We start from the raw sequence: 15,069 nt of genomic DNA, 5'->3' as shown, positions 1-15,069 counted from the left end.
GTTAGTATAATCCTTGGCTTCCACAATCTTTAAACCAATCACGAATTCCTCCCTCTAAACCGAATTCATATTTACCATCAAGTTCATCAAAAAGTTTTTGACCACTAACATTAGTAGAAATCATTAATTTTTTAACTCTATCAGGGTGAATTCCAACTCTTTTACCGCCTAAAGCTCCGATAATAAATGCTGACAATTTTAAAAAATTTCCATTCACCATAAGAAATGGTTCTTTCACCCCTGTTACTTTGCAAATACTGTAAACAATTTGCTTAATATTAAAAGGAGGTGCATAAGTAAAATTATAAAGTCTAACACCTTTAGGAAAGGTGCTTAATAAAGTGAATGTAAAAGATACCAAATCCTTTACATAAATACATCCTTTAATGGTATCTTTTCTTCCTGGATAAAAGAACATCCCCTTCGATAATGCATTATAAAGCCTTGTAAAATTGCCATTTTCACCTTTCCCAAAAACAACTCCTGGACGAAGTATTAAAAGTTTCCGACTATTACTTTTGGCCTGCCATATCTTTAGAATATTCTCAGCAACTAATTTAGAAATACCATATGGCGTATTAGGAGTTGGTAATGTTAATTCGGTTTTCACATCTTCGGATGCCCCATAAGGAGCAATAGAGCTTGTGAAAACGATATTTCTAATTCCTTTCTTTTCTGCAAACCTACACACGTTTTCAGCACCTCTAATATTGGTTTCAAAATATTCATAATCGGGGTGACCTGGTGTTGTATGTACAGCAGCCAAATTAATTATTATATCCTCCTCTGAAAATTCCCCTTCTATTTGTATTTCCTTTCTAACGTCAAAATCTAAACTCTTCCGAATATCATACTCTATCACCTCTCCAAGACCGTTATCCTCAATATAACTTTTGAAATGACTGCCTATAAATCCCTCTGAACCAAATATTATATACTTCATATTAAATAATTTAAAACATAATCTTAATTCCTATTTTACACATCTTTAGTTTTTCTTAAAAAAAATAACTTATTATGGAAGTAATAAAATAAAAATACAACAAAATGCATTCCTCCTTTTAATTTGTTTCCTGCATAAAAATAATTAGATATAACGCCTAAGTTTACTTTTACAAGACCAAGTTTATTTGAACTTAAAGAGTTTGAACTCTTTCGGTAATTAACGTAACACCCTGGTGAAGAATAAAGATATTCAACCTTCTTTAAAATTTCAAGAAAGAATATCCAATCTTGCCTCTTTCTCATTAGGGGGAAACGAATATCATTAACAACAGTTTTCTTAACTATTAATGTCGATGTTAAAATATAATTATTGTATTTTAATAAATTAAAGTTTATTCTTTTGGGCACTACAAAGCTTGTATTCCCAATACTATTCTCATCAACGTTGTTATACCCAGAATATAATCCGGCCCATTGCTTTTTACTAATTAAATCAACCTGAATCTCCAATTTTTGCGGTTCCCAATAATCATCTGCATCCAAGAAAGATATATATTTTCCTTTTGAGTTCTCAATCCCAACATTTCTTGCAACCCCAGCTCCCTGATTATGTGACAGTTCAACCAACTTAATTCTATCATCCTTATTAATATACCGTTTAACTATTTCAAGTGATCCATCAGTAGAACAATCATCTACAACTAATAACTCCCAATTCTCATATGTTTGATTGATAACTGAATTTATCGTAGTCTTAATAAATCTAGCTGAATTATACATCGGAGTAACGATACTCACCATTTCCGACTCTTTAATCGACCTTTTGCGGAGACTCATTTTATTATAAAATATTTTAGTACCAAAAAATTTAGTGATGCCTTAGTTTCTTGAATCATAGAATCAACATTTAATCTCGCATCAAAAAAATATTTGTGCTTTTTGTCCAGCACATTATAAATACATTTTTATCTAAAAAATTATATCGATTATCTATATATTTATTTTGCTAAGAAATAACAATCTCTTCAATCGTCAATTCCAGGCAAACTCTTTATAAATTAATATAGTAGTATGTTGTATTTACAGAAAAAATAGACATATGATATAGGTGTCTTTTGTTAAATTTAATTATTCTAATACGACTTTAGTTATACCTTCAATCATTTTATCAATGGTGAACATATTATTAGTCCATTCAAAGGCATTAGAACCAAATTCTATTAATTTGTTCTTATTATTCATAAAATACAAAATACGTTCCTCAATCTCACTAATGCTTTCCTCTACCAAAAAACCTGTTTTTCCATCTAAAATAACTTCACATGGGCCGCCGTTTTTACCCCCTATAACCGGTTTACTGTAATATCCAGCTTCTGCGAAAACTAATCCAAAACCTTCAAAATCCTTGTCATCTTTTAGGGTATTCACCATGACAAATAAATTAGTTGCAGAATAATAAAAATCTAATAATTCACTTGCTACAAAGCCTTTAAACAGCACAAAATCGTCGAGTTTTAAATCTTTCACCAAAGTTTCCAAATAGCTTTTGTTAGGTCCATTACCAACAATAACATATAAAAAATCCGTTTGCTGCTCAATTATCTTTGGAATTGACCTGATTACCAGCTCATGCCCTTTTCTAGAATCAACACGCGAGATCGTCGTAATAATAAACTTATTCTCTGGAAGCAACAATTTTCTCCTAGCATCAATTAAGGAATATGGTTTTAACTTATCACTATCTATCCCATTATAAACTACAGTAACCTTACGGTCACTAACATCGGAATATTCGTGTACCTTAGACTTTGTAAAAGCACTAACTGCAACAATTTTATCGGATTTACAAAAAACCCAATTCATTAATGACATTAACACTTTTGATTTTTTATGCCTTGTTACCTCTGCCCCGTGGCAAGTAATCATCAACTCATACCTAAACATCCACTTTAATACTGCTGCAGGAATAGCAACTTTCCAGGTCGTAGCATATACAACATCAACCCTCTCTTTCAATAGACAAATAAATAAAGAAAAGAAAAGAAGAACACCTTTGAATACTTCCGAAATTTTAAACCCTAGATTTATACGTTTTACACTAACGTTATCTTCCCAGGTGTTCTCATTATTTTTCCCTCTAAAAGTAACCACCTTAACAGCGTTTGTTTTACCTAAGCCCTCTGCCAAATAGTAAGAGTAATTTTCAACACCTCCGATAGTAGGAGGGTAGTCCTTTGCAAGTAATAATATATTCATTTTTAAATGGTAATTAAGTTTGTTCACCAATAAAATCAAGAATTTTATTCAGCCTTGATTCCCAGGTGTTCTGACTTGCTACTTTAATCCTCTGTTCTCTTTTTTCAGCATCTTCATATGATAATACATTTGACAATAATTCTTTCAGTTCGGAAAAGATTTCAAAAGTATTCAAATAAGCTTTATACTCCTTAATACTTAATAAGTTTTTTGCAATTACAGGTTTTCCCGAAGCTAAATATTCAAAAATCTTTAATGGAAATACTCTTTCTGTATGTGAACTTCTTAAATATGGCAACCACAATATATCTGCATAAGCAAGATATACAGGCACCTGCTGATAATCTCTATAACCAAGCATAACCATATTTTCTGCCTTATCAATCTTTTTTTCTAAATCATCATTTCCTATTCTATTTGGCCCAACAAATACATACAAATGACTGTCTCGTGTATCTGAAGCAACTTTCAGTATCATATCCAGATCCGTTTTATAGTTGTCTACTACACCTGTAAATAGAACCTTGCACCTAGAATCAAATACCCAATCTTCGTTAATAACAATCCTAGGATTCGGCTTAGAAAAATGGTTAAAATCCCCAACATTATGAATATATTTACAAGTAGGATTTATAACTTTTTTATCCTCGTAAATTGAATACGACGTGGTGGTTACAAAATCAACTGAATTTACCAATTTAGGCTCTATTAATTCCAATTCTTTTTGTCGTTTTGGATAATTCTTATAAAATGGCTGAGTAACAAATTCATCAACACAATCGTACAAAATCTTTCCCCTATTTAAATATCTAGTAAGGTAATATGCTTGCGGTTGATAAATCCAATAAATAACTTCTTTCTTACGAAATATATAATTAAATGTTTTAGCAATTAAAAACCAACTTATTTTTTTTAAAAACCCTCCTTTAATTAACGGTAAAAGCAATGACACTGTCACTAAATTATTATTTCTTTTCTGTATTATCTTAAAAATAGACAATAAACATTTTTTTTTAATAAGTTTTTTTATGTAACTCGTAGATAAACCTTGATCGACATATACAACAAAGAAATCTTCTAGTTTAGACAAACGACTCATTAAATGTTGTTTGTTTGTCCAAATATCTGCATCATAGCTATCGTTAGATATACAGACTACGATCTTTTTACTGCTATTTATTTTATTTTTCATTAATTAAAGCAATCTAAAAAACAATTTATTCACTAAACCATAAAACCTGCAGAATACACTATACTTCTGCCTAATCATGTTTTCTGCGCTAATAATATATTTGTCGTTACCAGTTAATTTAAACATTATAAACAACTGTTGAATATGCAACATATGATAATGAATACTAGCTAAATTTTTCTTTTTTCCAACTAAATGAGCAATATCATAATTACTCCAACGCTTCTCATCCCATAAAGAAATATTATCTGCCAATTCAACTGACAACTCATCAAATAAGATTTTACTATCCATATAATGATTGCCCAAATCATACAATCCCCATAATGCAGTAATATGTCCATTTAGTACTCCCGAAAGTTCATCTGAAGGATACTCTTCCATCACCCTAAAACATCTTCCATCATTTCTTATTGAAACATCCCTTAAAACGCCCCCATCTTCTACACTTAGTTTTAAGTTATCAAATAATTTAATAGCTGATTCTAAATAATACTTTTTGTCTAACAAAGATGAAAGACGAGTCAATAAGGACAACGCCACTCCCAGAGATAAGGCACTTGGCCATTTATTTTTCAATTTATATAAAGAAACAGGATAGTGATTTAAAACAGTGAATGATGCCTTTTTATATTGTGTAGCAAGCGATAAATACTTATCCGTATGCAAAACACACTCGTCTAGCCAATATTTATCTTTGGTTTTAATATATGCCTGAAAAGAGGCCATAGCATACTGAATTAACTCTATAGAAGAATAATATGAGCCTCCATCTTCTCCTATATATTTAGTTATCCCTTCTCTATCTCTCTCTAGTTCACATCGAAATGCCTTTTCTGACATATCCCAGTAGTAATATTTTGTATCTGAGTTTACCTGGTATTTTATATGCCAATAATCAGTTGAGTCCAGTGTATAGTATTGCTTAAATGTATTTAGTGACTTGTATGATTTTGTTGCTGCTTTCATAAAACAGTTTTAATTTTTGTGGCAAACAGGATCTATATCCAGTTAATGGCTAATTATATTTACAGAATAAATGATAAATATTTTCTTTGAATAGGTATGATAACGAAGTATGCCAATAATAAAGAAAAAACATAAGTAAAAACAAATAAATTAACTCCTATCAGGTTATTACTTTTTCCAACTACAATAAATAATGGATGAATAAAAAATACACAAGAAGAAAGCTTTCCAATATCTATTTTTACTGTGCTATATGTACCTGTAATTGTATTAATCACATAAAGAAACAAAATAGATGAAAGAGGATATAATGCCAGATGCATCTCAATGCCTTTTAATGGATTCATAAACTTAATACATAAATATACTTCGGTTATAAATAATATGATACTTACAAAAAACCAATGTAACGGAATACCTCTAATATTTTTTGACTTTAGGTAATAACCCAAACAAAAAAATGGAAAGGCAAAAAACAAACCATTGCGATATAATAAATGAACTGAATGTGATTCACTTATACCTAAATTTAAAACATTAAATCTAAGCATATATTGAAGTACTGCCCCAACTACATATAACACCATCGAAAACAACAATAACCGATTATCACTTTGATGAAAAACAAATTTGAAAACATAAAGTAGTATTCCTGCAATAAACATGGCCTGAACATACCATAAATGATGGTAGCCTACAAATATAAAAAGTAGTATTTTTCTTAATTCAATAGTAGGAGAAGAGGTTAAGTATACCAGAATAAATAGTGTATTCCAGAATAAAAACAAATATAACAACCTTATACCCCAATGTTTCAATCCCCCAAACGAGTTAACTCTACAAAAAAAATACCCGCTAATAAGAAAAAAAATTGGAACAGCTAGACGGAAAATCCCACTTGAAAAAAAATAGTTTAAACTGTGCCCATATTCTACCATAACGCCTGTATGTAATCCTACTATCATCATGGCAAGAATCGTCTTTAAGATATCAACACCTAAACTCCGTGATTTCATTTTTCAAACTTAATAACTTTAGCATTAAAATACATTCGGATTGAAAATTAACAATATTAAAACATAAAATATTAATTCCTACTAGCAGCCTGCCGGACTTTAGTCTTTTTCCGCGCCACGCTTACACGATTCTAAGAGCTTAACTTGGTAAGTCCGACACACTGCTAGATATAAACTTAATTTTCTGAGAATACAATGACGCTAACATAATACCAAAAAAGAAATTCAAGATACCATTCTCAAGCGCTGAACCAATAACTCCAATTCCTAAAAAAGATAAAATAAGATAGGCCACAAATATGGTGTCTCTACTATCCTTTATTGATAGCACCATAATTTTTACACCTAAATAAGCGAAAATTACACAAGAAAAAACACCAAAGAGACCATAAAGATATATAAACAGATTATCTGCCGGATGGTAGATACTGGGTTCGAAGATAAGTTGAGGTGCTCCAATACCGCCTATTCCTCTACCAAATATTAAACTACCATGTTCTTTAATTAATATCAGCGCTTGAGGCCACACATCTTCAACTCTTGCTTTAAAAGAAGAAAAAATAATTCGTGACACTAAGGATGAATAATCTACATTTAATACTTCATTCCAACTAAGTAATGGCAATGCTATTACTATTAGCAGAGTGGCCAACATTACTATTTTCAATATATAAGATGGCACCTTCCGAATTATCACAGCAAAAAATGAAATTATTAGAAAAGTAATAATGGCCCCTTTGTTTGTCGAAATCAATATTCCAATAAAAAAGACAAGAACTAAAATAATATGACGAAATTTAATATGTTTAATATAGCTATAATTTAAAACAGTTGCAATTAAAGCAAAATATGCAGGATTAGACCAATTGCGCCCAAAACCAGCCACTCTTTTAAATCCTCCAGCTGCATATGCGGTTCTTGAAGTATCAACTATAATATTACCAATAGACATATCGACCCCTTCCCATGGAAAACTACAAAACATATTAATAATTAAGCCAAGGCAGCTAAATAATGCCAGGCAATTCATAGCTTTTAACAAACGAGGCCCCAACTCTGGAAGTAGCCGATAACTTTGAATCCCAACAAAAAGAATTAAATATATTTTATAAGCAAGAAAAACTTGTTTAATCGGAAGTCCATTTAACAATGCAACAAGCCCGAATAGAGACATCACATATATGTAAATAACTACTATTCTACTTGTTAAAACTCTATCATCTACTCTAAATACTAGTAAAGTACCTAGAGCTAGCAAAACAATATCTTTTGTATATATGAACTCTCTAAAACTCACCTTATCAGAATAGAACCTAATTGGCCCCTCAAAAGCATATAGAATAAAGCAATAGACAATACCCCAGTAAACAATATCAATTGTACTAATTTTAAAATTCGTCTTGAGCAAAGCTAACATTGCGGTTCTAATTCAGTTAAATTATTGGAGTTCCTTGGAGGAACAACAAAAATATGAAAAATGTTATCATTAAGATTTACGGCCTACAATATATTTGCAAATTACAAACACCCACCCGCCAAATAACTCGCTAATAACGAGAACGCAAGGACCTAAACCAACTATGCATATATATTCTAAGCAAGACAAACGAAGACCATATTGAATGTTTAAATTTAAATCTTCTTCGGAGCTGACCGTTTGACATCACTGCGTTTGAAGCAACATCTTCTTTGTGTAATATCTTTAGCGTAGAATTATATATCGAAACTAGCTTATCATTTTTAATTCTAGAGTATAGAATATCTTCTTCGCAATACATAAAAGTTCTAGGATCAAAAGCACTTTTATATTTGCTATAGTACTTATTTGAAAAAATAACAGCTGCTCCATGCAGTTTAATACCTTTTTCACTTTCGGTTCTACCTCCAAGAACTGTATTGTTTTTTGTCCTTTTACTCCTCTTACCATCAACAAATCTTATTAGAGCTGTGTCTTTATTGACAAAATTTAAAACGAATAATGCTATATTATATAAAAGGGCTTTAAAGCTTTTTTTTAATGAATCAGTAGGATAAGGTACAGGATTTTGATCAACTTCATCTACAATAGACCAAATACATGGTCCTAATACATCAAAATGTGTTTCCTTATATATATCTATAATTTTATCTACAAATAATCTATCTTCGATAATGGTATCATTATTAATCACTATATAAAAATCCGAATTATAAGTTTTATAGGCATATTCACACCCTATATTGTTGCCATTTGCAAAACCTATATTTTTATCAAGTTCTATAATTTTCACTTTTGGGTGACCATTGTATTTTTTTTGCAGAATCTTACCACTATCGTTGGGGGACTTATTGTCAACAATTATTATATTGTAATCATCCCTTTTTATATTATTAAAAATTGAATCCACACATTCTATTGTATCTTCAAATGCCTGATAATGTAGTATTATAAATGAATATATCATCAGCTAAAAAGTATTTTTTTTCTGTAACAAAACAAAACCATAAGGAAAGCTCCTATAACTTCTACAAAAATTGAATTCAAAGTAAGTGCCACCAAGCCAAGTTTGTTTATTATAAATAACAAAAAAGTACTAACGATAAAGTAAAGTACAGATATTGAAATCACTAATGAGTATTGTTTGTGAAATCCAAAAATTATCATCCTACTATTCCCCATAAACTGACTAATTACAATAAAAATTGTAGAAAATGTCAAAAGCCTAACAATTATTTCAGCATCAAGTAAATTAGGACCTGCTAGTAATAAAATTATATCCTTAGAAAATATATTAACAAGCGACAAGCAAAACATAATCAAAGCCATTGCAACTAAAAGGTATCTATTTATTTCATTAATTGATTTATTCCTTGCTAGCGAAGGAAAGGAAGCCTGTCCAATCATTCTTATAGGAACTTTTAAAAGTTTAAGTACTTTTTCGCCAAGATCATAAATAGCAACATCTCTCATACCTAAAAAAGAACCAATAATTAATTTGTTAGCATTTACATATAACTGAATTGACGCAGCTGATAGAAACAACGGCCAACTATCGTATAAATACACTTTTAACACATGTAAAGGCAGCCTTCTAAAAGTAATGCACTCCTTCCTAACAAGAATATAAAGGGACCATACGCCAATAACTAAAAACCCAATAACATTAAATAGTGGTACTAGAACATAATCGCTACTGTTCTTCACAAAGATAAAAATTAATAAGGTAAACAATACTTTTGAACAAACCCCCAAAATAGTGATGTATCTCATTCTTTCAACCCCCTGAAAATACCACTGCGGAAAAAGAAATTCAAACAATGTTGCAAAAAAGCTAATAAAAAAAAGGAACATGTGATTATAGAATACCTCTACAGTAAAAAGCAATATAATATAGATCACAAAACTGGCAACAAACAAGAAGGCTTTTAATATATAAACCGCAGATACAATTTCATTTATCTTTCTTTTATCATATTTTGCATTAGCAATTGCTTTTGTTGCAGAAATACCAAAACCAAAATTTATTAATACACTAAAATAAATCACAACTGTCTGGGCGAATATCACCAACCCAAAAACCTCAGATCCCAGCCTAGATATTAAAATTGGATAAGTTACTAAAGGAAGAATAATATTGATTATTTGCAATAAAGTTAGATACGAAAAATTCGCAATAACGGTCTTGTATTTATGAATTATTTCTTTCATTCGGTCAATAAATTTAATCTAAGAACGTCCTAGATTAAAGGTTAAGAAGCCAATCGATTTTAACAATTCGTTTTCTAATACATTTCTCCCATCAAACACAAACGCAGGCTTCTTCATTCCTCTATAAACTTTCTTCCAATCATAATTCTTAAACTCATCCCATTCAGTTAATATCGTTACCGCATGTGCATCATCCATCGCTTCATATGGATTTGTTACTACAGTAAGCAAGCGTCTATTTTCTTCCTCAGAACGAGTATTTAAATAATCTAAATCTGCATATATTTGCTCGGGTTTAACTTTGGGATCATAAACCATCAATTCTGCTTGTTCATTCAGCAAGTAATCTGCTACATAAATAGCAGCTGACTCCCTAGTGTCATTCGTATCTTTTTTAAAGGCCCATCCTAACACGGCAATTTTTTTACCTGAAATTGTATTAAAAAGAGTATTAACAACCGTCTCTGCAAAACGCCGTTTTTGATAATCATTAAGAATGATTACCTGATTCCAGTAATCTGCTACTTCTTCTAATCCGTATGAACGCGCAATGTAAACAAGATTTAAAATATCTTTCTGAAAACAAGAACCTCCAAAACCTACGGATGCTTTTAAAAATTTTGAACCTATCCGGCTATCTGCACCAATAGCATTCGCTATTTCATCTACATTAGCCCCTGTATGTTCGCAAAGTGCTGAAATAGCATTAATGGATGATACTCGTTGAGCTAGAAATGCATTGGCGGTTAACTTGGATAATTCAGAAGACCATACATTGGTTGTAAGAATACGTTCCTTAGTTAACCAGTGTGCATAAATTTCCACTAAACATTGAATCGCTTTTAGCCCGTCTACATCCTGATCTCCCCCAATTAAAACACGATCTGCATGGTGCAAATCTTCAATGGCTGTACCTTCAGCTAAAAACTCGGGATTAGAAAGCACCTTAAATTGAATATCTTTTCCCTCTGCATCTAAAATAGTTTTTATGGACTGAGCTGTCCGCACAGGCAATGTGGATTTCTCTACCACAATTTTATCAGAAGTAGATACCTTTGCTATCTGCCTGGCACAAAGTTCAACATACTTTAAATCAGCCGCCATACCTTTACCAACTCCGTATGTTTTAGTTGGCGTATTCACCGAAATAAAAACCATTTCAGCCTCAACGATAGCTTTATCTACATCTGTTGAAAAAAACAAGTTACGTCCCCTAGCTTCTTTTACAACCTCACTTAATCCGGGTTCATAAATAGGTAGATTATCCAGAATCTTATCATTCCAGGCAGCTATTCGTTGTTCATTAATATCTACAACTGTTACCTTTATCTCAGGACATTTTTGCGCTATAACAGCCATAGTTGGACCACCAACATAGCCTGCTCCAATGCAACATATATTTTTAATTTTTTTAGGAATATTCATTTATAATATACTTTTATTAATCGAAATTCGTAATCAGATTTCCCCAAACGATCTTTCCCAAAATAATACCCAGACCAATAAATCCTCCCAAAAACACACTTACAATTAGAATTAACTTTTTATTGGGTGCACTTTTTTCCATAGGCACTTTAGCAGGTTCCAATATGGTAAACACAGGTGTTTCCTCTTTAACTGCTATTTTAGCTTGCTCTAATTGCTGGGCTAGGCTTTTATATACCGTAGAGGCCATATCGTAGGCATCGCTTAATCGTTGAAATTCCATATCTACGCGTTCCGAAACAGCATTTCGGTGACTATCCTTATAATTAAAGTAATTTCGTTGTGCTTCCTCATACGCCGCTTTTTTTTCATCAAATCGAGCCTGTACAAAATCCAGATTTTCACGTACCTGTTGCGTTTTATAATTGATAATATACTTCTGTAACAATTCAATACATTTCTGTACATATTGGGTTACCAAAATAGGTTCTCGCTCTTCCATTGAAATGCGAACCAAACCAGTTTTTGCATCTACATCTATTTCAAAAAGTTGAAACACTACAGACAAGGCATTTTGTTTCTCTTCCGTTAAATTTAATACTCCATAATCAACACTATTAAATCTTTCGTCCTCTTCCTTTCCTGAAGAAAACGCATCTTTCATGGTCCAAGGTAATCGAATCGTATATTGAGCAATCTTCGCCCCAATTGAAGGAATCGTATCCGCCATTACATAGTCATAAATAGAAATAGGCTCCGCATACTTCTCAAAATGAAATTTTTCATGAATAAACTCATTTAAAAAAGGATAACTATTCACAATTTCCGGATAAATTTCGGGAGGAATACCTTCGGACTGTCCCATCATGGAATTCAAATTCACACCAGCCATGCCAGCCAGAGCACTTAAACCACCTAAATTACTACCCTGCTTATTGGAAGACGGCAATAAGGTAGCTGATGCTGTATATTTAGCAGGACTTAAAAAAGCTATTAATAAACCTATAAATACACAAACTGCTACTGAATAATAAATGGTTTTACGACCATCCCAAATGGTTTTTATCAGCGCTATTAAATCTATTTCATCATCTTTAATTATCTGATGCTTTTTTTCTTCTTTACTATCTTGATTTGTCATGTACTACAAAAAATAAATAAGATCCTTAAAACTGAATATTGGAAACCACTACACCTAGAGAGGCCAATGCACTGGCCATTGCTATCCATGCTGAAGCAGGTAAAGGCTCTCTGTATGGTTTAGCAGGAACTACGATCTCACAGCCGGGTGTTATTTTTGGATAATTTTTAAAAAAGAAAAATCTTTTTGTTCCTGAGGCAGAGCCATTGGGATAAACAACATATACCTTTCCCTTTTTGGCCTGTAAGCCAAAACCGCCACCATCCCAAACATATGATTTTAAAGTTTTTCCTTTTATAAAGTTAGAAGATATGGGATTCAAGACCTCTCCTGATATTTTAACCATTGGCATTTGTCGAGGAATATAAATCTCGTCTCCACCCTTTAAAAATACATCATCCCGACAGCCTGGCATACTCAGTGCTTTTTCAAGACTCACTGCAACAATTTCAAAATTCAAATCAGAAAATTGCAATGTACTGTCCCTCTCCAACAATTCGGCACGCAGCCTCTTTTGCTTTTCTGTAATCTCCACCTTTCTGGTTAACATGGCACCCTCCGGATAGGCATCCGGCTTAAGACCTCCCGCACGCGTAATCAATTGCGTTAATCTTTCTGACTTTGAAGAAAGTGCATATTCCCCGGCATACGCCACTTCACCAGTAACTTTAACAACAGCTGTTTCTGAAAAGCCAGGTAACTGGCGTATGAAGACTTGATCGTAAGGTTGTAACTCAAAGGAGGCGTCTGTATTTTTCAATTCCAAATTACGTGGCACCGCTTTCTTAAAAACATGCGTTAACTTTTCACTAATCTCGGCCCCTTCTACCACACTTAAACGCCTGGCTACCTCAATATAAGAATCAGAAGCCGATTCCAAAAATCCTCCGGCTTCATAAATCAGATCTTCAACAGTCATCCCTTCTTTATAATCATAGGTTCCACTGTTCTGAACTTCGCCATATACTTGAACTGTTCTATATTCTCGCAGATCATGAATCGAAGAAATACTAATTTCATCTTCTTTCTTTAATTCAACATCCGTTTCTCCTGTCATCACATCGTTTACACTAAAAGCGATGCTTTGCAGGCTAAAATCATCTTTTACTCTTGTGATAATACCACGTTCCATACTAGCATCTTCCCTCAGTCCATCGGCTTTACGAATTAGTTCCGATAACCTCAGCCCTTCAGTTAGCTCATAATCACCCGGACGGTATACCGCACCCTTTATGCTAACCAAATTCTGGAAACGATCTATTATCTTACCCACTCTAATACTATCTCCATTAGATAATGGTGTATCAAACAGATCCTCATTTAATACATCTTTAAATAACCGATCGCGACCTGTTTTTCTGTATAGTTGAAGACGATGCGTATAGGCATTATCGGTAAACCCCCCAGCAAACTCAACCATATCTCCGACCGTTTCATCATCTTTAGCTTCAAAAATACCAGGACGTTTAATTTCCCCTTCCAAAACCACTCTATTCAAATAAGGAGAAATCAAAATCACATCACCATCTCTCAAACTCATATTCACATCTGAGTTTCCATTAACCAGATAGTCGTATACATCCAATACGGCTTTCACTTTACCGTCCCGCAGTACTTTTATTTCTCTGAAAGAGCCGGACAAGTTGGGTCCTCCTGCCAGATACAAGGCGTTAAAAACGCTAGAAGCTCCCGAAACAGTATAGGTTCCTGGAAGAAAAGCTTCACCGATAACATTCACTGTAATATTTCGTATCTGTCCTAAGTTTACACTCGCAAAGGTTCTGGGTGTTTGCGCAGAAAGATCGCGATAAATCAACACCAACTTACTTTTAATTTTTTTTGATGCTTCCTGAAGAGTAAGACCTCCAACAGCGATTAAGCCAACATTAGGAATATTAATATTCCCATTCCGATCAACTTCTAACTGATAGCTCTGTTGGGAGGCACCCCACACATCAATAGAAACCTCGTCGCCACTGCCTAATACATAAGAAGGAGAAACAGCACTATTCACATTGGGTTCAAAGGTCAATTTATCATTATTAAAAAAGGAGAAGCCAAATATTCTCTTATCCACTAAACTAGAATCCAGTTCTGCTTTTTCACTCAGAGACTCCACCGAATAAGACAAATCTACGTTAGTACCCATAGATTCGTGCCCTGAATCGGCACCACTCATCTTTACCTCTGCGATTCGCTGTTTCAACAAGCTGATCTGAGATTCGGACATCCCCCTGGCACGCGCCAGTGCAATGGCTTCCGATTCGGACATCCCGCGCTTATTCATTTCTGTCATTAACTTCTGTATCTCTGCTGCACTGAGGCTAGCCACATCCACTTTAGTCGGATCTACACTTTGTGATTGAACATTACTTACGAATGTGAGTACAATACACAATGATAACAGCAATAATTTACTTCTCATGAAAACTCCTAA

General features: G+C 33.0%; 12 protein-coding genes. All 12 read right to left on the bottom strand.

All coding sequences use genetic code 11. From position 1 onward, the window contains the following. Window position 1: 1 nt before the first annotated feature. The 12 genes from CYTFE_RS0120965 to CYTFE_RS0120905 all read right to left on the bottom strand — a co-directional run bounded on the left by CYTFE_RS0120965 (window position 2) and on the right by CYTFE_RS0120905 (window position 15,057). On the bottom strand, window positions 2–943 hold the full coding sequence (locus CYTFE_RS0120965; RefSeq protein ID WP_027473427.1) for an NAD-dependent epimerase/dehydratase family protein: 942 nt from the start codon (window positions 941–943) through the stop codon (window positions 2–4). A 35-nt stretch (window positions 944–978) separates the two neighbouring features. Then, on the bottom strand, window positions 979–1,746 hold the full coding sequence (locus CYTFE_RS27515; protein WP_161636218.1) for a glycosyltransferase family 2 protein: 768 nt from the start codon (window positions 1,744–1,746) through the stop codon (window positions 979–981). Between the two features lie 327 nt (window positions 1,747–2,073). Beyond that, window positions 2,074–3,201: a glycosyltransferase family 4 protein gene (locus CYTFE_RS0120950; RefSeq protein ID WP_027473426.1), complete on the bottom strand. Its 1,128-nt coding sequence runs from the start codon at window positions 3,199–3,201 to the stop codon at window positions 2,074–2,076. Window positions 3,202–3,214: 13 nt separating this feature from the next. After that, complete coding sequence (locus tag CYTFE_RS0120945) at window positions 3,215–4,393, bottom strand: glycosyltransferase (protein WP_027473425.1); 1,179 nt, start codon at window positions 4,391–4,393, stop codon at window positions 3,215–3,217. A 3-nt stretch (window positions 4,394–4,396) separates the two neighbouring features. Beyond that, window positions 4,397–5,362, bottom strand: a complete 966-nt coding sequence (locus CYTFE_RS0120940) for a D-glucuronyl C5-epimerase family protein (RefSeq protein ID WP_027473424.1) — start codon at window positions 5,360–5,362, stop codon at window positions 4,397–4,399. 59 nt (window positions 5,363–5,421) lie between these two features. Next, complete coding sequence (locus tag CYTFE_RS0120935; RefSeq protein WP_027473423.1) at window positions 5,422–6,378, bottom strand: acyltransferase family protein; 957 nt, start codon at window positions 6,376–6,378, stop codon at window positions 5,422–5,424. 139 nt (window positions 6,379–6,517) lie between these two features. Further along, on the bottom strand, window positions 6,518–7,795 hold the full coding sequence (locus CYTFE_RS0120930; protein ID WP_027473422.1) for a hypothetical protein: 1,278 nt from the start codon (window positions 7,793–7,795) through the stop codon (window positions 6,518–6,520). A gap of 130 nt (window positions 7,796–7,925) precedes the next feature. Continuing rightward, a complete protein-coding gene (locus CYTFE_RS0120925; RefSeq protein WP_027473421.1) occupies window positions 7,926–8,822 on the bottom strand; it encodes a glycosyltransferase in 897 nt (298 codons plus the stop codon). Next, on the bottom strand, window positions 8,822–10,066 hold the full coding sequence (locus tag CYTFE_RS27510; RefSeq protein WP_044262976.1) for an oligosaccharide flippase family protein: 1,245 nt from the start codon (window positions 10,064–10,066) through the stop codon (window positions 8,822–8,824). The genes CYTFE_RS0120925 and CYTFE_RS27510 overlap by 1 nt, the downstream gene beginning before the upstream one ends. 18 nt (window positions 10,067–10,084) lie before the next feature. Then, window positions 10,085–11,491 (bottom strand): UDP-glucose 6-dehydrogenase, encoded by a 1,407-nt coding sequence (locus tag CYTFE_RS0120915; protein ID WP_027473420.1) that lies wholly within the window; start codon window positions 11,489–11,491, stop codon window positions 10,085–10,087. A 16-nt stretch (window positions 11,492–11,507) separates the two neighbouring features. Continuing rightward, window positions 11,508–12,632: a Wzz/FepE/Etk N-terminal domain-containing protein gene (locus CYTFE_RS0120910; RefSeq protein WP_027473419.1), complete on the bottom strand. Its 1,125-nt coding sequence runs from the start codon at window positions 12,630–12,632 to the stop codon at window positions 11,508–11,510. 25 nt (window positions 12,633–12,657) lie between these two features. Next, on the bottom strand, window positions 12,658–15,057 hold the full coding sequence (locus tag CYTFE_RS0120905) for an SLBB domain-containing protein (protein ID WP_044262974.1): 2,400 nt from the start codon (window positions 15,055–15,057) through the stop codon (window positions 12,658–12,660). Window positions 15,058–15,069 lie beyond the last annotated feature (12 nt).

The organism is Saccharicrinis fermentans DSM 9555 = JCM 21142 (genome assembly GCF_000517085.1).
GTDB classification, from domain to species: Bacteria; Bacteroidota; Bacteroidia; order Bacteroidales; family Marinilabiliaceae; genus Saccharicrinis; species Saccharicrinis fermentans.
Note: the sequence above shows the minus strand (reverse complement) of the source record. Positions and strands in the feature narration are given on the sequence as shown.

What these genes read in the sequence shown, in the direction of transcription:
- CYTFE_RS0120965 (WP_027473427.1), bottom strand. Translation starts at nt 943, where the DNA reads ATGAAGTATATAATATTTGGTTCAGAGGGATTTATAGGCAGTCATTTC.
- CYTFE_RS27515 (WP_161636218.1), bottom strand. Translation starts at nt 1,746, where the DNA reads ATGGTGAGTATCGTTACTCCGATGTATAATTCAGCTAGATTTATTAAG.
- CYTFE_RS0120950 (WP_027473426.1), bottom strand. Translation starts at nt 3,201, where the DNA reads ATGAATATATTATTACTTGCAAAGGACTACCCTCCTACTATCGGAGGT.
- CYTFE_RS0120945 (WP_027473425.1), bottom strand. Translation starts at nt 4,393, where the DNA reads ATGAAAAATAAAATAAATAGCAGTAAAAAGATCGTAGTCTGTATATCT.
- CYTFE_RS0120940 (WP_027473424.1), bottom strand. Translation starts at nt 5,362, where the DNA reads ATGAAAGCAGCAACAAAATCATACAAGTCACTAAATACATTTAAGCAA.
- CYTFE_RS0120935 (WP_027473423.1), bottom strand. Translation starts at nt 6,378, where the DNA reads ATGAAATCACGGAGTTTAGGTGTTGATATCTTAAAGACGATTCTTGCC.
- CYTFE_RS0120930 (WP_027473422.1), bottom strand. Translation starts at nt 7,795, where the DNA reads ATGTTAGCTTTGCTCAAGACGAATTTTAAAATTAGTACAATTGATATT.
- CYTFE_RS0120925 (WP_027473421.1), bottom strand. Translation starts at nt 8,822, where the DNA reads ATGATATATTCATTTATAATACTACATTATCAGGCATTTGAAGATACA.
- CYTFE_RS27510 (WP_044262976.1), bottom strand. Translation starts at nt 10,066, where the DNA reads ATGAAAGAAATAATTCATAAATACAAGACCGTTATTGCGAATTTTTCG.
- CYTFE_RS0120915 (WP_027473420.1), bottom strand. Translation starts at nt 11,491, where the DNA reads ATGAATATTCCTAAAAAAATTAAAAATATATGTTGCATTGGAGCAGGC.
- CYTFE_RS0120910 (WP_027473419.1), bottom strand. Translation starts at nt 12,632, where the DNA reads ATGACAAATCAAGATAGTAAAGAAGAAAAAAAGCATCAGATAATTAAA.
- CYTFE_RS0120905 (WP_044262974.1), bottom strand. Translation starts at nt 15,057, where the DNA reads ATGAGAAGTAAATTATTGCTGTTATCATTGTGTATTGTACTCACATTC.